General features: G+C 73.6%; 17 protein-coding genes and 1 pseudogene. 13 read left to right on the top strand and 5 right to left on the bottom strand.

The genetic code is table 11. From position 1 onward, the window contains the following. The first annotated feature begins 220 nt into the window (after positions 1-220). Entirely contained in the window at positions 221-1,288 is a 1,068-nt protein-coding gene (locus ACFV61_RS17685; RefSeq protein WP_380492525.1) for an RNA ligase family protein, read from the top strand. Positions 1,289-1,717: 429 nt separating this feature from the next. Continuing rightward, entirely contained in the window at positions 1,718-2,770 is a 1,053-nt protein-coding gene (locus tag ACFV61_RS17680) for an alpha/beta hydrolase (protein ID WP_380492523.1), read from the top strand. Between the two features lie 84 nt (positions 2,771-2,854). Here the strand turns inward: ACFV61_RS17680 and ACFV61_RS17675 are convergent, their stop codons facing one another. Beyond that, complete coding sequence (locus ACFV61_RS17675; RefSeq protein ID WP_380492521.1) at positions 2,855-3,550, bottom strand: tyrosine-protein phosphatase; 696 nt, start codon at positions 3,548-3,550, stop codon at positions 2,855-2,857. Positions 3,551-3,747: 197 nt separating this feature from the next. Here ACFV61_RS17675 and ACFV61_RS17670 point away from each other — a divergent pair, with 197 nt between their 5' ends. From ACFV61_RS17670 to ACFV61_RS17635, 8 genes are all read left to right on the top strand, one after another. Continuing rightward, the gene (locus ACFV61_RS17670; RefSeq protein ID WP_380492519.1) at positions 3,748-4,677 is read left to right on the top strand and encodes a diiron oxygenase; all 930 of its coding nucleotides are present in this window, start codon (positions 3,748-3,750) and stop codon (positions 4,675-4,677) included. Positions 4,678-4,771: 94 nt separating this feature from the next. Further along, on the top strand, positions 4,772-6,505 hold the full coding sequence (locus ACFV61_RS17665) for an FAD-dependent oxidoreductase (protein ID WP_380492517.1): 1,734 nt from the start codon (positions 4,772-4,774) through the stop codon (positions 6,503-6,505). A gap of 149 nt (positions 6,506-6,654) precedes the next feature. Further along, positions 6,655-7,542 carry a dihydropteroate synthase gene (folP, locus tag ACFV61_RS17660; protein ID WP_063348247.1) on the top strand — a complete coding sequence of 296 codons (888 nt, stop codon included), beginning with the start codon at positions 6,655-6,657 and terminating at the stop codon, positions 7,540-7,542. Next, on the top strand, positions 7,539-8,036 hold the full coding sequence (locus tag ACFV61_RS17655; protein WP_063348246.1) for a nuclear transport factor 2 family protein: 498 nt from the start codon (positions 7,539-7,541) through the stop codon (positions 8,034-8,036). Before folP ends, ACFV61_RS17655 begins: the two co-directional genes overlap by 4 nt. A gap of 247 nt (positions 8,037-8,283) precedes the next feature. After that, complete coding sequence (folB, locus tag ACFV61_RS17650; protein ID WP_063351209.1) at positions 8,284-8,643, top strand: dihydroneopterin aldolase; 360 nt, start codon at positions 8,284-8,286, stop codon at positions 8,641-8,643. Positions 8,644-8,683: 40 nt separating this feature from the next. Then, positions 8,684-9,283: a 2-amino-4-hydroxy-6-hydroxymethyldihydropteridine diphosphokinase gene (folK, locus tag ACFV61_RS17645; protein WP_063348245.1), complete on the top strand. Its 600-nt coding sequence runs from the start codon at positions 8,684-8,686 to the stop codon at positions 9,281-9,283. A gap of 188 nt (positions 9,284-9,471) precedes the next feature. Beyond that, entirely contained in the window at positions 9,472-9,960 is a 489-nt protein-coding gene (locus ACFV61_RS17640) for a DUF3180 domain-containing protein (protein ID WP_063348244.1), read from the top strand. A gap of 122 nt (positions 9,961-10,082) precedes the next feature. Next, entirely contained in the window at positions 10,083-11,288 is a 1,206-nt protein-coding gene (locus tag ACFV61_RS17635; protein ID WP_380492515.1) for a hypothetical protein, read from the top strand. 134 nt (positions 11,289-11,422) lie between these two features. Here ACFV61_RS17635 and ACFV61_RS17630 read toward each other — a convergent pair. After that, positions 11,423-11,986, bottom strand: a pseudogene (locus ACFV61_RS17630) (TerD family protein); the annotation flags it as partial. 124 nt (positions 11,987-12,110) lie between these two features. Next, positions 12,111-12,608 carry a hypothetical protein gene (locus tag ACFV61_RS17625; RefSeq protein WP_380380883.1) on the bottom strand — a complete coding sequence of 166 codons (498 nt, stop codon included), beginning with the start codon at positions 12,606-12,608 and terminating at the stop codon, positions 12,111-12,113. A gap of 92 nt (positions 12,609-12,700) precedes the next feature. Here ACFV61_RS17625 and arfB point away from each other — a divergent pair, with 92 nt between their 5' ends. After that, positions 12,701-13,135: an alternative ribosome rescue aminoacyl-tRNA hydrolase ArfB gene (arfB, locus tag ACFV61_RS17620; RefSeq protein ID WP_063348241.1), complete on the top strand. Its 435-nt coding sequence runs from the start codon at positions 12,701-12,703 to the stop codon at positions 13,133-13,135. Between the two features lie 10 nt (positions 13,136-13,145). Here the strand turns inward: arfB and ACFV61_RS17615 are convergent, their stop codons facing one another. Next, positions 13,146-13,682 (bottom strand): flavin reductase family protein, encoded by a 537-nt coding sequence (locus ACFV61_RS17615; protein ID WP_380341611.1) that lies wholly within the window; start codon positions 13,680-13,682, stop codon positions 13,146-13,148. A gap of 364 nt (positions 13,683-14,046) precedes the next feature. Here ACFV61_RS17615 and ACFV61_RS17610 point away from each other — a divergent pair, with 364 nt between their 5' ends. Continuing rightward, positions 14,047-15,837: a diguanylate cyclase gene (locus ACFV61_RS17610; protein WP_063348239.1), complete on the top strand. Its 1,791-nt coding sequence runs from the start codon at positions 14,047-14,049 to the stop codon at positions 15,835-15,837. Positions 15,838-15,927: 90 nt separating this feature from the next. After that, positions 15,928-16,968 (top strand): hypothetical protein, encoded by a 1,041-nt coding sequence (locus ACFV61_RS17605; RefSeq protein WP_380492513.1) that lies wholly within the window; start codon positions 15,928-15,930, stop codon positions 16,966-16,968. A 98-nt stretch (positions 16,969-17,066) separates the two neighbouring features. Here ACFV61_RS17605 and ACFV61_RS17600 read toward each other — a convergent pair. Continuing rightward, positions 17,067-17,678, bottom strand: a 612-nt coding sequence (locus ACFV61_RS17600; protein ID WP_380492511.1) for an N-acetylglucosamine-6-phosphate deacetylase, incomplete at its 5' end; no start/stop codon positions are given.

Genomic DNA, 17,678 nt, shown 5'->3' with positions numbered 1-17,678 from the left:
CCGCCGCGCGGCCTAGCTGCCGACCCCCAGACCCACCAGCCCGCTCCGCTCCATCGCAGTCCCGCGCCCGCCCTCCGGCCCCCCCCCCCCCCCCCACCGGCCTGTGGTGGCCCATCTGGTGCGGGCGCTCTGTGACGGCGGGGGCTGCGCGTAGTGGGGGTTGTGGTGGGAGGTGAAACTCCGTTGTTCGGGGGTGGGGTTCGCGGCGATGATTTCGGGTGTGGCTGACACCAGGTTCGAAGGCTCCGCGTTGCGGCCGTACCCCAAGATCTCGGGGAGGGGGCGGCTCTCCGCGTCCGGGAATCGGGAGTGGGTCGCGGTGGAGAAGGTGCACGGGGCGCACTTCGCCGTGGTCTGCGAGGGGGGTGCGGTCCGTCCAGCCAAGCGGCGGGAGCTCCTGGGCGAGGACGAGTTGGACGGCTTCTTCGGCGTCAGCCGGGTCTGGCCGGCGCTGGCGGTGGCGGCCGCCCGGTTCGCCTCGGCGGTGCGTGAGGCGGCGGGAAGGGGTGCAGGTGGGGGCGCGGGCGCTGTGGTGACTGTTTACGGTGAACTTGCCGGCGGGTGCTACCCGCACCCCGATGTGTCCGCCGTCGCCGGAGTCGAGCCCGTGCAGACCGGCGTCTGGTACGCGCCGGGGCTGGAGTGGCTGCTCTTCGACGCCACCGTCGACACCGCCGAGGGCCGGTCCTGGATCTCCGACCGCGACCTGCGTGACGCTGCGGCCACCGCCGGCCTCGCCTGCGCCCCCTCGCTCGGGCGCGGTGCGCTCACCGTGCTCCAGGAACTGCCGGCCGCTTTCCCCACCTTGGTCCCCGCGCTCCTCGGGCTCCCCGAACTCGCCGACAACCTCGCCGAGGGCTACGTCCTCAAACCCGCCGGTACCTGGCGGGAGACGGGCCCCGAGGGGGTTGGCGCGCGTCCGGTGGTGAAGGTGAAGCAGCAGGCCTTCGCCGAGGACGAGCGCTACGACGGCGCCCGCCCGTACCTGCCGCCGCCGCAGGGCGCGGCCGGGGTCCCCGCCTGGCTCCTGATCCAGGCTGCGGCACTCCTCACCCCTGCCCGGGCGGCAGCCGCCGTCAGCAAGCTCGGTCCGCGCGCGCCCGAGGACGTCGTGGCGGCGGAGCTCACCCGGGACGTGTCGGAGGAACTCGCCGAGGCGGTGGGGGGATTGGACGATGATGTCCTGCGCGCACTGGAAGCCGCCCTTGGGCCCGGAGCGCGCTCCCTGGTGGCGTTCGACGCCGAGGACCGGCGCTCGCCGACGAGCCGGGCCGGGCTGACGGCCTGACTGGTCAGGTCGGTCGGGTCGGTCGGGCGCGGAAAGATTCCTGAAGAAAGTCGCCCGCCCATGTGGAGGGCCCGTCGCCGACTCCGACCGAAGGGCGGCAGCGCAAGGGTGGGTGGGGGCGTGGATGTGGGAGGGGCGTTCGGGAAAAATATGTCGGTCGGTCTACTGATTCCTTGCCGCCACCCGGGTGGTGCGCGCACAGGAAGTCGGTCTGGCCGACTTCCTGTGCGGATGGAGGCGGTGCAAGTGGGTAATGGAGAAACTGTAGACCGGTCTACATATTTCTTCCCGGCGGGTGCGTTGGCGGTCGAGGGTGGGTGAAGGGGGCGTCGAGGGGGGCTTCCGTCTGGGGTGGGTCGGGCCCATCATGGGCTCCCGGTCCGAGTCCCCGGTCGAGGGCTCCGGGTGAGGCTCCAGGAGGCAGCAGAGATGACGATTCCCTTCCCTGTCCGGATCCAGGCCGCGGTCGTCCGGGGCGCGTATGCGCTGCCGGAGGGGCTGCGGCGGGCGATCGCGGGCGCGCCGGTGGTGCGGGACGGTCAAGTGCTCTCGCTGGACGCGCAGTTGATCCTCAAGTTGCAGCGCCCGTCGAAGGCCGCCCTGGTGCTGCCCGCCGGGGTCGGGTCGTCGCGGGAGGCGATGGAGCACGCGCGGTACCTGGTGGGCGGGGCGACGATCCAGCCGGTCGCCGTCCGGAGCGTCGGAATCCCGCAGGAGTACGGCGAGTTGGCGGCCACGCTGTACACGCCGGGCGGGCTGGCGGCGGGTTCCGGGCTGCTGGTGTACCTGCACGGTGGGGGCTGGGTGGTCGGCAGTCGGGCCAGCCACGACCACGTGGTGCGGTTCCTGGCGCAGCGGGCGCAGGTGCGGGTGCTGTCGGTGGAGTACCGGCGCGCGCCCGAGCACGCGTTCCCGGCGGCTGCGGACGACGCGCTGGCCGCGTTCGACTTCGCGTACGCCAAGGCGGCCGACCTGGGCGCGGATCCGGAGCGGATCGCGATCGGCGGCGACAGTGCGGGCGGGAACCTGGCGGCCGTCACCGCACAGGCGGCGGTGCGGCGGGGCGGTCCGGCGCCGGTGTTCCAGTTGCTGCTGTACCCGGCGGTCGACGCCTCCGTCCGGCGGCCCTCGCGCGACCTGTTCGCCGACGGTTTCTTCCTGACCAGCGCGGACATGGACTGGTTCCTGGACCGCTACGCGCCCGCGCCGGCCGACCGGACGGACCTGCGGCTGTCGCCCCTGCTCGCCGCCGACCTGTCCGGGCTTCCGCCTACCTACGTCGGCACCGCGGGCTTCGACCCGCTGCGGGACGAGGGCGAGGCGTACGCCGAGGCGCTGAAGGCGGCCGGGGTGACGGTGCGCCTGAGCCGGCAGCCGGACCTCATCCACGGCTACGCCAGCTACCTCGGCATCGGCCGCCGCTTCCGGGAGGCGACGGCGGAGGCGGCCGAGGCGCTGCGGCAGGCGCTGGGCGCCGCGTAGCGCGTAACCAGGGGCGGTGCGGCTCGGCGTAGGACCGGGCGGGGGCCGTTCGGAGGAATCTACGGCCCCTGCCCGGCTGCTCGTTCAGGCCGGGATCCGCCGTGCCGCGGCGAGCTCCGACGCCTGCGCGCCGTGCGCGAGGAAGTACTCCGCCACCGATCCGTGGTGACTCCGGATCGACAGCAGCGCGCGCCGCAGGTGCACTTCGCGTACGGGCAGGGCGTTGTGCGCGGCCCCGGTCGGCGGCGGGCTGGTCAGGCCCAGTTCGTCGTTCGAGCGCAGGAAGTCCTGGAGGACCTCCGCCTCGGAGGCGCCCAGCAGCGTCTGCAGGACGGCGACGACGACTCCCGTGCGGTCCTTGCCCGAGGCGCAGTGGACCAGGACCGGCGCGGCCTCGCCCCCACCGGCGAGCAGTCGGCGCAGAACGGCCACCGCCGCCGTGCCGGCGCGCCCGGCCATCAGCGGGTACAGCTCCAACTGATCGGCCGGCCAACGCCGTTCGGCGAAGACCGGTGCGTGCAGGTAGCGGGCGTCGACGAGGCCGACGGCATCCGGGCGCTCCGCAACCTCCGGGTCGCTGCGCAGGTCGACGACCGTCCGCAGGCCGAGGCGCCGCAGCGTGTCCGCGCCCTCCGCCGCGAGGCCGTGCAGGCCGTGCAGGGCGGCGGAGCGGTACAGCACGCCGCGCGGCAGGGAGCCGACGCCGCCGGCGTCGCGGAAGTTCCGTACGCCGCTGGGGGCGACGCGCTCCGGACCCGCCCCGGGCTGGTTGATGATCACGCCTCACTGTATCCGGGGGACGGAGAGGGGCGGAGGGGGCGGCTGGGGGAGGCCACGGACGGGAAGGGGCGCGGGAGTTGTGGTCGTGCGCCCGGCCGGTGCTGCGCAGGGGGTTCTCGGCGGCGGGCTCTTATTGTACTGTCCGTCTAATAAGCGGGTGAGCGGGCACCCGTAGGGGCAGGCATCTGGAGGCAGCCATGGCTCTCACCAACGCGGCGGCAGGGCAGGCGGCGAGTGCGCACGGGCACACCGCAGCCGACGACGACGTCTCGAAGCGGCTGCTGGAGTCCGCCGCGACCCTCTCCTACGACCCCTCGACCGAGATCGACTGGGACGCGCCGCTCCCGGCCGACCACTACGGCCTCAACCCGGAGTGGAGCACCCTCTACGGCACCCGGCTGTGGGACGAGATGACCGAGCAGCAGCGGGTCACCCTCACCCGGCACGAGGTCTGCTCGATCATGAACACCGGGATATGGTTCGAGATGATCCTCCAGCAGATGGTGCTGCGCGATCAGTACCTGAAGAACCCCGCCAACGCCGAGTTCCAGTTCGCGCTCACCGAGATCGCCGACGAGTGCCGCCACTCGATCATGTTCGCCCGCGCCTGCGAGAAGATGGGCGTCCCCGCGTACCGGCCGAACAAGGTCATCGCCCAGGCCGGGCGCGCGTTCAAGGCCCTGGCGAAGGGTGAACTCGCCTACGGCGGAATCCTGGTGGCCGAAGAGGTGCTCGACGTCATGCAGCGTGACTGGATGCGCGGCGAGAACGTCCTGGACATCGTCCGCGGCACCTCCCGGATCCACGTCGTCGAGGAGTCGCGGCACATGAAGTTCGCCCGGCAGGAGATCCGCGAACGGGTGCGCCACGCCGGCCCCGCCCGCCGCCGCGCCTCGGCCACCGGCATCGCCGTCGGCGCGTACGTCATCGTCTCCAGCATGGTGCACCCCGGGGTCTACCGGGCCGCCGGGCTCGACACCCAGCGGGCGATCGCCGAAGTGCGGGCCAACGAGCACCGCAAGGCGATGATGCGTACCAGCTCCCGGCACCTGATCGCGTTCCTCGCCGAGACCGGACTGCTCACCAGCCGCTCGGCCGCCATCTACCGGCGCATCCACATGCTCTGACGGCACGTCAAGAACGACAGGTAAAACACGACACGTCAACAAAGGCTCCGACTCCCGCACTTCACCACCTGTAGCGAGGGACCCCACCCCGGCCATGGCCTACGCGATCACCCGGACCTGCTGCAACGACGCCTCGTGCGTGTCCGTCTGCCCGGTCAACTGCATCCACCCGACCCCGGACGAACCGGAGTTCGGCACCACCGACATGCTGTACATCGACCCGGCGGCCTGCATCGACTGCGGCGCCTGCGCGGACGCCTGCCCCGTGGACGCGGTGTTCCCCGTCGACCGGCTGCGCGGGCCCGACACCGTGTTCGGCGACCTCAACCGGGACTGGTTCCGCGACCACCCCAACGACCACGCCTGGGGCGCGCCGACCTTCCCGCGCAGCCTGCCCGACGGGCTCGGCACGCTGCGCGTCGCCATCGTCGGCACCGGCCCGTCCGCCGGGTACACCGCACAGGAACTGCTGCGCAGCACCGGCGCCGAGATCACCATGATCGACCGGCTGCCCGTCACCGGCGGCCTGCTGCGGCACGGGGTCGCGCCCGACCACCAGTCCACCAAACGCATCGCGGACAGCTTCGCCGGCGTCTTCCACGACCCCCGGCTGCGGATGCACCTCAACGTGGACATCGGTACCGACGTGACCCACGAGGAACTCGCCGCCCACCACCACGCCGTCGTGTACGCCGTCGGCGCGGCCGCCGACCGGCGGCTCGGCATCCCCGGCGAGGACCTGCCGGGCAGCCTGCCCGCGACCACCTTCGTCGGCTGGTACAACGCCCAACCGGCCGTGCCCGCCGACGCGGTGGAGCTGTCCGGGCCCGGCGCCGAACGGTTGGTCGTCATCGGCAACGGCAACGTCGCCGTCGACATCGCGCGCATCCTGCTCACCGACCCAGACCGGCTCGCCACCACCGACATCGCCGACCACGCCCTCGCTGCACTGCGCCGCAGCCGGGTACGGGAAGTCGTGCTGCTCGCCCGGCGCGGGCCCGCCCAAGCGGCCTGGACCAAGGCGGAGTTCCTGGCGCTGCGGCAACTGCCGGGCGTCGAGGTGGTGGTCGAGGACCACCCGGAGGTGCGGGCGGCGATCGAGGCGGCCGCCAGGACGATCGCTGCGCCGACCGCGTCGGACGCGCGGGCCGCGCTGCTCGCCGGGCTGCCGCTGGTGCCGTTCGACGGGGGCGCCGAGCCGGCGCCGGGCCGGCGGATCGTGCTGCGCTTCCTGTCCGCGCCGACCGCGCTCACCGCGTTCACCCCGCCCGGTGAACCCGGCGAACCCGGCGCGTCTACCGGGGGCGGGCGGGTGACGGGCCTGACCGTCGCCCGGACCACTCTCGCGGGCGGCCGGGCAGCCGAACCGACCGGGGAGACGGACACGCTGCTGGCCGGCCTGGTGGTGCGCTCCATAGGGCACCGGGGCGTACCGGTGCCCGGGTTGCCCTTCGACGAGCGGACGGCGACGGTCGCGCACCGGGGCGGGCGGGTCGTGGACCCGGCGACGGGGCGGCCGCTGCCCGGGGCGTACGTGGTGGGGTGGGCCAAGCGCGGGCCGTCCGGCGGGATCGGCGCCAACCGGGCGTGCGCCCGCGAGACCGTGGGCGCGCTCCTGGACGACGCGGCGGCCCACGCGCTGGCCGCCCCGGCGGCGAGCCGCACGGACTTCGACCGCCTCGTCCGCGACCGTCGCCCGGACGCCGTCGGGCTCAAGGGACTGCGGGCCGTGGAGCGGGCGGAGCGCGCCCGGGGCGAGGCCGAGGGCCGGCCCCGCGTCAAGCTCGCCACCGTCCCCGATCTGCTGGCGGCTGCCCGCCGACGGTAGACGGGTAGCGGGTTGATGCTGGTCGGTGCGAAAGAATATGTCGGTCGGTCTACTTAATCTGAACCGGTTGCGGGGGGGGGGGGCCGGCGCCCCCGCGCCGCGCCCGCCGCCCCCCCCGCGCGCCGCCCCCCCCGTTCGATAATGGGCACATGAGCAACTCGCCGTCCTTCTCGCTGCCGGCCGGACTGCCGCGGCTCGACCGCTGCGCCGTGATGGGTGTGGTCAATGTCACGCCCGACTCCTTCTCGGACGGCGGCCTCTGGCACGACCCCGCCAAGGCGATCGCGCACGGGCTCGCCCTGCGCGCCCGCGGTGCGGACCTGGTGGACGTCGGGGGCGAGTCCACCCGGCCCGGCTCGCAGCGGGTGCCCGAGGAGGAGGAGCTGCGCCGGGTGCTGCCGGTGGTGCGCGAGCTCGTCGCGGCCGGGGTCGTGGTGTCGGTCGACACCATGCGGGCCTCCGTCGCCGAGCAGGCCGTGGCGGCCGGTGCCGCGCTCGTCAACGACGTCTCCGGCGGGCTCGCCGACCCGGCGATGGCACAGGTGGTCGCCGACACCGGCGCGCCCTTCGTGGTGATGCACTGGCGCGGCCAGTCCGCGGACATGGAGCGGCTGGCGGTCTACCGGGACGTGGTGGCGGACGTCGTCGCCGAGCTGGCCGTCCGGGTGGACGCGCTGCTGGCGGCCGGGGTCAAGGAGGACCAGCTGATCCTCGACCCGGGGCTCGGCTTCGCCAAGACCCCCGAGCACAACTGGGCGCTGCTCGGCCGGCTGGACGCGCTCACCGCGCTCGGCCGTCCCGTCCTCGTCGCCGCATCGCGCAAGCGGTTCCTGGGTACGCTGCTGGCCGACCCGCAATCCGGGGCGCTGCGCCCGGCCCGGGAGCGCGACGACGCGACCGCCGCGGTGTCGGTGCTGTCGGCCCAGGCCGGCGCCTGGGCGGTGCGGGTGCACGACGTGTCCGGCACGGCGGACGCCGTCCGGGTGGTCGCGGCCTGGCAGCACGCGGCCCGGCAAGGGGTGAGGGAGGGTCTGTGACAGGTGACGGCAGGCTGAGCGGCGGAACGGCCGGCCAGGCCCGCGAGGCGGACCTGGAGGCGGTGCTCGCGGCGAACCAGGCGCTCTACCAGGCACTGGAGGAGGGGGACCTGGAGGCGGTCGAGGACGCCTGGCTGGGCGCCGCGGACGCGGACGACAAGGGCGGCGTGGTGTGCGTGCACCCCGGCTGGCCGGTGCTGCGCGGGCGGGCGCAGGTGACCCGCTCGTACATGCTGATCATGATGAACACGGAGTACATCCAGTTCTTCCTGACCGATGTCGAGGCCGAGGTCCACGGAGATGTGGCCCTTGTCACGTGCACCGAGAACATCCTCTCCGGCGGCGAGGCGGAGGAGGAGGGGGAACTCGGTCCGCTGGTCGGCGGAAAGGTCGTATCCACGAATCTGTTCCGTCGTACCCCGGGCGGGTGGAAGCTCTGGTCGCACCACGGTTCACCCGTTCTGACCAGCGGCGACGACGAGGACGAGGACTGATTCGGGCGGCCTTCGGAAAACGCCGCCGGGAGGTCGCCCGGGAATTCCCGAGTGGTCACCGAACGTTCACGTCAATCGCCATTCCGGTGCGCGTGGCGACGGTTCGTGCCGGGTAGGACGGTCAGACGTTGTCAGCGCCCGCGGGTAGATTCGAAACGGAGTGGCGGGTGTGCTGCCCGCCTTCGCCCCGCCCGTCCATGCCATTCTCCGGGTGGGGCCCGTCCGACTGGGAGCAGTGATTCGTTTGCTGGACCGCGTCACCCTGCGGGGGCTGCGTGCCCGGGGCAACCACGGCGTCTTCGAGCGCGAGCGCATCGAGGGCCAGACCTTCGTGGTCGACCTCGTGCTGTACCTGGACACCCGCCCCGCCGCGTCCGGCGACGACCTCACCCGCACGGCGCACTACGGCCTCGTGGCCGAGGAGGTCACCGCGATCATCGCCGGGGAGCCGGTCGACCTGATCGAGACCCTGGCCCAGCGCATCGCCGACCAGTGCCTGAAGCACGAAGCGGTCGAGGAGGTCGAGGTGACCGTGCACAAGCCCGACGCCCCGATCACCGTGCCGTTCGACGACGTGACCGTGACCATTCACCGGGGCCGCGCATGACCGCCGCCGTGCGCCCCGTTCCAGTTGCAGAGGGATCTCGATGAGCACCAGCGACCCGACCGCCTCGCCGACCACGTTCGACCTGGAGAGCCGGGTGGACTCCGCCGACACCACACTGCACAGCCAGCACTGCGCGGTGATCGCACTCGGCAGCAACCTGGGCAACCGCCTGGACACCCTCCAGGGCGCCGTCGACGCGCTCGCCGACACCCCCGGGCTCAAGATCAAGGCCGTCTCCGCGGTCTACGAGACCGAGGCCGTCGGCGGCCCGGACGAACAGCCCAACTACTACAACGCGGTCGTCGTGCTGCGCACCTCGCTGCCGCCGCGCGACCTGCTGGAGCGCGGCAACGCGATCGAGGACGCCTTCGGGCGGGTCCGGACGGTGCACTGGGGTCCGCGGACCCTGGACGTCGACATCCTGGCCTACGAGGGCGTGCTCAGCGACGACCCGCAGCTGCTGCTGCCGCACCCGCGCTCGCACGAGCGGGCCTTCGTGCTCGCCCCCTGGCTGGACGCCCAGCCGGAGGCCGAGGTGCCCGGCCACGGGCAGGTCGGCGCACTGCTGGACGCGCTCGGCGGCCCGGGCGCGCAGGGCGTCCGGCGGCGGGACGACATCCGGCTGACGCTGCCGGAGTGACCGGCCGCGGCCCGGCGGCCCGGTGAGGACGGCCGGGGAACTCGACCGGGGGGCCCGGCCGTACGAGTAGGTGTCCGCCGTTCGCGCGGGTGCCCGCCCGGTCGGGCCCGGTACGGTGGCCTGGCGCCGCCGTGCCGGGCCACCGGGCGACGGCCGGCTCTGGTAACCCCGGGAAGGACCTCCTCCGAGTGAAGCTGCTTCGCCTCCGCCTGCTGGTCGGCATCACCGCTGCTACCACGGCGCTGTCCTGGGCCGGTGCCAAGCTCTGGGCCTCCCTGGACACGCTGCCGGCCGTGCCGGTCGCGGCGCCGGTGGTGCTGGCGGCGGTGGCGGTGGTCCTGTTGGCGACCGCCCTCTCGCTGCGGTCCCGGCTGAAGGCGGTGCGCGAGCGGCAGCCCGGCGCGAAGGGCGTCGACCCGCTGCTGGCGGCCCGGGCGGTGGTGCTGGGGCAGGCCAGCGCGCTGGTCTCGGCGGTGGTCACCGGCGTCTACGCGGGCGCGGGGATCTTCCTGCTGGGCGAGCTGGACGTGTCGGCGCGCAAGGACCAGGCCGTCACGGCCGGGCTCGCGGTGCTGGCGGGGGCCGCGGTGATCGCGGCGGCGCTCTGGTTGCAGCACGTGTGCAAGCTGCCGGAGAACCACGACGATCCGAGCGGCCCGGCGCCCTCGCCCCGCTGAACAGGTCCTTTTTCGTGATCTTGAGTGAAACGCCGGGCACGTGCGGTAAAACTTGCGGACTGTCAAGGGTGGAAGAGGACCCTGGGCTGACACGGCCCCAATTCGCACGCTAGTTTCTTGGCATGTCTCGCGGACGCCACCGTCATTCCTCCGTCCTCGGCCGGATCTTCCCCCCCACCGCCGCCGGCGTGCTGCTCGTCGCTGCGCTGGCCGCCCTGCTCTTCAGTCAGGACGCCGTCCTGGTGCGTTCGGTGGGCGTCGCGGCGGTCGTCGCGACGCTCGGCTTCGCGCTGCTGCTGCGGCAGCGGGACAAGGCGGCCCGGGCGGCCGCCGAGATGGCCGCGGCGCAGCGGCTGCGGGCCGAGGAGCGGTTCGAGGAGCAGCTGGCGGAGGCCGAGTACGCGGCTGAGGTCGCCGAGGAGCGGGCCACCCGGTTCGGGCGGCGGCTGACGGCGGAGAAGTCGCGGCTGGCGAAGGCCGAGACCGAGATCGCCCGGCTGCTGCGGGAGCGGGCCGTGGCGGTGGCCGAGCAGGCGCTCAAGGAGGCCGAGGCGGCCCAGCGGGCGCTCGCCGCGAGCCGCCCCAAGTACCCGGCCAGCCCGGCCGCGTTCGTCCGTGCCGCGTCCGTGCTGCGGGTGCTGGAGCGGCGGGCGGCGGAGCAGGAGGCGCGGCGGGAGCGGACGGCGGGCTCGGCGGTCGCGCTGCGGGCGCGTACGGCGCCGGCCGCTGCGGCCCAGGCGCCCGTGCCCGTGGCTGCCGTGGTGGCGCCCTCGGTGCCGGCGCCGGTGGCCCCTGCGGTGCCGACTCCGGAGCAGGCTCCGGTGGCACAGGCACAGGCACAGGCACAGGCACAGGACCAGACCCAGGCGTCGGTGCGGCCCGCGCCGGTGCGCCCGGCGCTGACCGCCACGGTCGGGCAGCTCGGCGGGACGCCGTCCGCTCCGGTCGCGGCGCCCGCGCCGGTGGAGCGGCAGCGGCCGCGGTCGGCGCAGTCCGGGGCGGTGCGCGGGCCGGGCTTCAGCTTCTTCGGCCGTGGTGCGGGCGCGGCCGTGCGGGCGGCGGCCCCGGCGCCGGCGGTGGGCAGCGTCGCCGAACTGGGCGAGCGCACGGACCTGGCCGACGTGGTGGGCGACGAGGCGGTGGCCGCGCAGGCGAAGGCCGAGGCGCAGGAGGCCCAGGAGGCTCGCGAGGTGCAGGAGGCCGCGGCCGGCTCGCAGTCGTCGCAGCCGGCGGCCGAGCCTGCGCCGGGCGCGCCCGCGGTGGTGGACCTGACCCCGGAGGACGAGACCGAGCTGATCCAGCTGCCGGAGCTGCGCGCCTCGCGCTAGGGCCGGACAGGACCTGAGTCAGGTCCGGATACGCGAAAGCGGCGCGGGACGTCGGTGTGACCGATGTCCCCCCCCGCCTTTGGTACGGCGGGGGGGCGGGGCGGGGGGGGGCCGGCGGGGGGGGAGTGGGGGTGGCCCCACTGCCGGGCGATGCCCGCCAGGCCGGAGGCGTAGCCCTGGCCGACGGCGCGGAACTTCCACTCGCCGCCGTTGCGGTAGAGCTCGCCGAAGATCATGGCGGTCTCGGTGGCGGCGTCCTCGGAGAGGTCGTAGCGGGCGATCTCGGCGCCGCCGGCGGCGTTCACCACGCGGATGTACGCGTTGCGGACCTGGCCGAAGCTCTGGCCGCGGGCGACCCCGTCGTAGATGGTGACGGGGAAGGTGATCTTGACGGCCTCGGCCGGCAGGCCGGCCAGGTTGACGTTGAGCGACTCGTCGTCGCCGGCGCCCTCACCGGTGCGGTTGTCACCGGTGTGCACGACGGTGTTGTCCGGGCTGCTGGTGTTGTTGAAGAAGACGAAGTGCCCGTTGGAGAGCACCTTGCCGTCCGCGTTCAGGACGATCGCGCTGGCGTCGAGGTCGAATTCGGTGCCGGTCGTGGTCCGGACGTCCCAGCCCAGGCCGACACTGACCGCGGACAGGCCCGGGGCCTCCTTGGTCAGCGAGACGTTGCCACCCTTGGAGAGGCTCACTGGCATGGCGATTGAAGTCCTTTCGTTCGCTTTTTCCGGGACAACGCCATACTCCGGTGGGTTGGTTCCGCGAAGTCCGTGAATTCTTCGTGGACGCCAATCCTCTGGCAAAGGTCTGACAATGCCCTGGTCAGATCCGGGGGAACCGGCCCTGCAGCGACCAGATGTTCGGATTGTCGGCCAGCTCGGGGTGCATATCGAAGAGGTCGGCGAGGGTGTCCTGGAGGAAGTCCCGGGCCTCGCGCCGCAGCTCGCCGTGGCGGACCACGGCGGGCGGCTCGTCCGGCAGCCAGGTCGCGGTGATCTCGACCCAGTTGAAGCGGCGGGCGAACCGCAGCAGCTCGGTGTTCTGGGTGAAGTCGAGGTCGGCGGTCTGCACCCGGGCGGCCCGGCCGCCGTCCGGGTCGCGGTCCAGTTCCTCGACGATGTCGCACAGTGCCCAGGCGAAGTCGAGCACCGGCACCCACCCCCAGCCGGTGGACAGCTCGGCGCCCTCGGCGTCCAGGTAGACGTCGCCGCAGAACAGGTCGTACCGCAGGGACCGCACCGGGGCGGATCGGTAGTCCGTCTGCGGGGGGTCGGGGAAGCGGTTGGAGAGGGAGTAGCCGAGCTCGATCACGTACGCCATTGTCCGGGCTGCGGGCGGTGGTGCGGAACCGGGCCGCCGGCCGTCGCGGATAACCGGGTGACCGGGCGGTGCGGGCGCGGGATGATGGACGCATGCCCGAGCCCATCCGCGTACGGGGATCGGTGGTCGTCCCCGACGCCGAGCTCGTCTGGCGCTTCTCGCGTTCCTCCGGCCCCGGTGGCCAGCACGTCAACACCTCCGACAGCAAGGTCGAGCTGCGCTACGACCTGGCGGCGTCCAAGGCGCTGCCCGAGGTGTGGCGCGAGCGCGCGCTGGAGCGGCTGGCCGGGCGGCTGGTGGACGGCCGGGTGCTGGTGATCCAGGCCTCGGAGTTCCGCTCGCAGTGGCGCAACCGGGAGGCGGCCGCGGCCCGGCTGTCGGCGGTGCTGACCGAGGCGTGCGCGCCGCCGCCGAAGTCCCGCCGGGCGACCAGGCCGAGCCGGGGGATGGTCGAGCGCCGGCTGTCCAACAAGCGGCGCCGCTCCGAGCTGAAGCAGGGGCGGCAGTCGCCGCGGGGCGGCGAGTAGCCGGGGCGGCTCAGCCGAGGGCGCGGTAGCCGCCGCGGAAGTAGAGCAGCGGCCGGCCGGCCGGGCTGGGCACCGCGGCCTCCAGGACGCGGCCGAGCAGCAGGGTGTGGTCGCCCGCCGGTATCCGCTGCTCGGTGCGGCACTCGACGGTGGCGAGCGCGCCGTCGATCAGCGGGGCGCCGGAGCGCGGGCCGCGGTGGTGCGGGGTGTCCGCGAACAGCAGCCGGTCGCTGAGCCGGCCCTTCATGGCGAAGCGGGAGCCGAGCGCCTTCTGCCCCTCGGTGAGCAGCGAGACCGCCCAGGTGTCGGTGCGGGAGAGCACCTCGTCCATCCGGGAGTCCTCGCGGACCGAGATCAGGACCAGCGGCGGCTCCAGCGACACGGACAGGAAGGACGTGGCGGTCATGCCGACGTCCTCGCCGTCCTCCGGGTCGTGGACGGTCACCAGGCTCACGCCGGAGGCGAGCTGGGAGAGTGCCGCCCGGAACTCGTCGGGCGTGGCGTGGGAGGCAGCTTCGGGCTGCGGGGACGAGTACACGTACCGCACGGTAGTCGGCGGCCGCCGGAATCGGCATCGGGCCGAGGTCGTAGGACCAGCGGCGCACGGGGCGGGGTTGCGGCCGGGTCCGGGACTCACCCTCAGGAGTGAAGCAAGGGGCCTGCCGGGCGGCAGCGGGCTTCAGCGCGAGGCCAATGCGGTCGACCAAAGGAAATATTCCGATAGCGCTTTATGTCCCGCTATGGGGCGGATGAGCTGATTAAGGGTGCATTAGTGTCGTGTGATTTAAGTCACAAGTGATGGCCTATTGCTGACCGAGCGTGCCGAACGCTGTGCTCCCTGTGATTCAGTTCTTCTGGCAATCGGACGATAACCAATCAAGAACTATCCGAAGCAGCCGGGGAGCCCCCGCATGGAAGCCGAGTCGGAGCCGTACGTCCGTCTCGCGACCCTCCGCACCTTGCACCGGGTCGTGGCGGACCTCAACGCTGCCCGCAGCCTGGCGGGCACGCTGCAGGCCGTCGTCGAGGGTGCGGTGCACGGGCTCGGCTTCGACGCCGCCGCGGTCAGCCTGGTCCGCCCGGACGGGGACCTCGTGGTCGCGGCCGTCTGGGAGCTGGAGGAGAGCACCATGGGCGGCCCCTCCGTCCTGCTCGGCCAGGTCGGCTCCCGGGAGTCCTGGGACCGGCTGCTCGGCGTCAGCGACCACTGGGGCACCCTGCGCTTCCTGCCGTACGACCGCGGCTGGGCCGTCGCCAGCGACATCCCGCGCTGGATCGGGGACGGCCCGCTGCCCGTCTACGCCAACGACTGGCACCCCGCCGACGGGCTGCTCGCCCCGATGTACAGCGCCGGCGGCGACCTGCTCGGCGTCCTCTCGGTGGACCGCCCGCGCAGCGGCAAGCGGCCCGGGGCGTGGACCCGCGAGGCGCTGGAGATGTTCTCGCTGCAGGCCTCCATCGCGATCGGCAACGCCCGGCTGCGGGCCGAGATGCAGCGCGCGCTGGCCCGCCTGGAGAAGGAGCAGCAGGCCCTGCGGGCCAGCGAGGAGAGCTTCCGCCAGGCCTTCGAGTACGCGCCCAGCGGGATGGCCATCACCGAACTGCACGGCGCCGGGCGCGGCCAGCTGACCAGGGTCAACGACGCGCTCTGTCGTCTGCTCGGCCGCCCCCGCGCGGTGCTGCGCCAGCAGAGCTTCGCCGACCTCGTGCACCCGGAGGACCGGGCGCTGCTGGAGCGCACCAGCGCCGAGAGCGGCCGGGCGGAACTGCGGCTGTCCCGGCGGGACGGCGGCTACCAGTGGGTGTGCCTGCGCAACTCGATCGTGGCGGACGCGGCCGAGGGCCCGAGCTTCCTGCTCACCCACGTCGAGGACATCGAGGACCGCAAGCGCCACGAGTTCCAGCTCGCCCACCGGGCCAGCCACGACGCGCTCACCGGCCTGCCGAACGGCGCCGAACTGAAGGCCCGGCTGGGCCGCCGGCTCTGCGCCGAGCCGCAGACCGTCGGGGCCCCCGCCGGGCCGGGCGAGCCGGCCTACCCGGCGCCGTACGGCTACCCGGCCGACTCCTACAGCGCGCACGCCGCGTACGACCGGCTGGAGGGCGCGGACCCGTACGGCGGGCCGGTGCACGGCTACGGGACGCCCGAGGGCGGCCCGCCGTACGGCCTCGCCCCGGGCTACGGGGAGCACGTGCACGCGGTGGTCCCGGCCGACCAGGGCCCGGGCGGCGAGGCGTGGTCCGCACCGTTCCGCTCCGGCGTCGCGGCGTCGCTGGACAAGGGGCTCGCGGTGCTCTTCTGCGACCTGGACGGCTTCAAGTCGATCAACGACCGGTTCGGCCACAACGCGGGCGACGCGGTGCTGGTCGAGGTCGCCCGGCGGCTGAGCCAGGCCGTCCGGGACGGCGACACGGTGGCCCGGCTCGGCGGCGACGAGTTCGTCGTGCTGGCCGACGGGATCGGCCGCGAGGAGGCCAAGGACCTGGCCCACCGGCTGCGGGGCGCCATCATCCCGCCGATGCGGATCGACGGCCGGGCGATGCGGGTGGGGGTGAGCCTCGGCGTCGGCTGGGCGGGCTGCGGGATGAGCATCGAGGAGGTGCTGCACACCGCGGACGAGCGGATGTACGACGAGAAGCGGGCCCGGGGCGGCGCGGTGCGCGGCGCGCGGGGCGAGCGCTCGCACCGACGGGCGGGCTGAGCCCGCCGGTCCTGGTTACCCACGGGTTGTCAAGGGCTCTTTTCCGGCTGTCACAAAGGACAGGTAGGGTTCCCGGGTACGACAGCGTCCATGATCTGCGCCGGCGGCCCGCATCCCGGCGGCGCGAACCGGATGGGGGAGTTGACCACCGTGACGACCGCCGGCAACAACGGAGCGCCCGAGGGCGGTGCCCCGCAGGACGACGACCCGTTCGGCTACCTCTACCGCCCGGCGGAGGGTGCCTCCGGGCAGCCGGCCGAGCCACAGCAGGGCGTGCCCCGGACGTCGTACAGCCGTCCGATGGAGGTCGGCCGGGCCCAGTACGGGCAGCAGCCCTACCAGCCGCGGCCGCAGCAGCCCCCGTACGGCCAGCAGGCGGGGCCGCAGCAGGGCTACCCCGGCGGCCAGCAGCCGTACCCGCCGCAGCAACAGCAGCCCGAGCACGGCACCGCGCCCACCCAGCAGACCCGTTACGCCGAGCACTCCCGGCCGCAGCCGGGGGAGGACCGGTCGAGCAGCGGCCGGAGCAAGGGCGCGGTGATCGGCGCGGTCGCGGTGGTCGCGGCCATAGCGATCGGCGCCGGGATCGCGCTCTCCAAGGGCGACCCGGAGGGCGACAAGACCGCCAAGGGCGGCGCCCAGACCACCGCCGCGGCTCCCCCCAGCACCCCGGCGACCGGCAGTTCGTCCCCGACCGCCTCGGCCTCGGCGAGCACCACCGCCCCGGCCGGCCCGTTGACCGTGGACGCGGGCCAGCTCCAGGCCCAGAACGCGCCGTCCGGCAACGGCGTCAAGGGCACCAAGTCCGCCGACGGCAGCTACCTGACGCTCCAGCCGGGCGGCTCGGTGACCTGGAACGGCGAGGTCGCCGCGGCCGGCACCTACAAGCTGAACGTGCACTACAACAACACCGGCGGGGACCTGAAGGGCGCCGCCTCGGTGAACGGCAAGGACTGGCCGAGCGGGCTGCTCTTCAAGAACTACGTGCCCGGCAAGGACCCGGCGTCCTCCTGGTTCAACACCTGGATACTCCCGCAGCTCCAGGCCGGGACGAACAGCATCACCTTCACCGTGCCCTCCGGGTCGATCCTGATCGACCAGATCACCCTCGAACCGAATGCGACCGGCTGACCGGTTGAGCAGCTGACCGGTTGAGCAGCTGAGCCGGAACGCGAGACGGCCGCCCGTCCCCGTGGGGGAAGGGCGGCCGTCGGCGTTCCGGCGCTCCGTCAGGCGGGCTTGACCACGTCGAAGCGCTCGCCGCCGAGGACCCAGCGGCCGCGGCGCATGACGGCGACCAGGTCGTAGCCCTCGGAGTCGAGCACGACCAGGTCGGCCTGCTTGCCCGTCTCCAGCGAGCCGATCGAGTCGGCGAGGCCCAGCAGGCGGGCCGGGGTGGCGGACAGCGACTCGACGGTCTGGTTCAGCGTCAGGCCGTTGACGGTGAGCGAGCGCTTGAAGGCGACGTCCAGGGTGAGCGTGGAGCCGGCGATGGCGCCGCCCTCGACCAGCCGGGCGACGCCGTCCTTGACCTCGACCTGGAGCGGGCCGAGCGGGTAGAGGCCGTCGCCCATGCCGGCCGCGCCCATCGCGTCGGTGATCAGGGCGACCCGGGACGCCCCGGCGGTGCCGTAGGCGAGGTCGAGCACGGACGGGTGCAGGTGCACGCCGTCGTTGATCAGCTCGACGGTCACCCGCTCGTCCTCCAGCAGCGCCACGATCGGGCCCGGGGCGCGGTGGGCGATCCCGGGCATGGCGTTGAAGAGGTGGGTGGCGACGCTCGCGCCGGCGTCGATCGCCTCCAGCGTGGTGGCGTAGTCGGAGTCGGTGTGGCCGACGGC

It is taken from the genome of Kitasatospora sp. NPDC059817, assembly GCF_042731835.1.
In the GTDB taxonomy this organism is placed as follows: Bacteria; Actinomycetota; Actinomycetes; order Streptomycetales; family Streptomycetaceae; genus Kitasatospora.
Note: the sequence above shows the minus strand (reverse complement) of the source record. Positions and strands in the feature narration are given on the sequence as shown.

Bases quoted from the DNA above. Each gene is read 5' to 3' on its own strand.
- ACFV61_RS17680 (WP_380492523.1), top strand. From the start codon at position 1,718: ATGACGATTCCCTTCCCTGTCCGGATCCAGGCCGCGGTCGTCCGGGGC.
- ACFV61_RS17670 (WP_380492519.1), top strand. From the start codon at position 3,748: ATGGCTCTCACCAACGCGGCGGCAGGGCAGGCGGCGAGTGCGCACGGG.
- ACFV61_RS17665 (WP_380492517.1), top strand. From the start codon at position 4,772: ATGGCCTACGCGATCACCCGGACCTGCTGCAACGACGCCTCGTGCGTG.
- folP (WP_063348247.1), top strand. From the start codon at position 6,655: ATGAGCAACTCGCCGTCCTTCTCGCTGCCGGCCGGACTGCCGCGGCTC.
- folK (WP_063348245.1), top strand. From the start codon at position 8,684: ATGAGCACCAGCGACCCGACCGCCTCGCCGACCACGTTCGACCTGGAG.
- ACFV61_RS17635 (WP_380492515.1), top strand. From the start codon at position 10,083: ATGTCTCGCGGACGCCACCGTCATTCCTCCGTCCTCGGCCGGATCTTC.
- ACFV61_RS17625 (WP_380380883.1), bottom strand. From the start codon at position 12,608: ATGGCGTACGTGATCGAGCTCGGCTACTCCCTCTCCAACCGCTTCCCC.
- arfB (WP_063348241.1), top strand. From the start codon at position 12,701: ATGCCCGAGCCCATCCGCGTACGGGGATCGGTGGTCGTCCCCGACGCC.
- ACFV61_RS17610 (WP_063348239.1), top strand. From the start codon at position 14,047: ATGGAAGCCGAGTCGGAGCCGTACGTCCGTCTCGCGACCCTCCGCACC.
- ACFV61_RS17605 (WP_380492513.1), top strand. From the start codon at position 15,928: ATGATCTGCGCCGGCGGCCCGCATCCCGGCGGCGCGAACCGGATGGGG.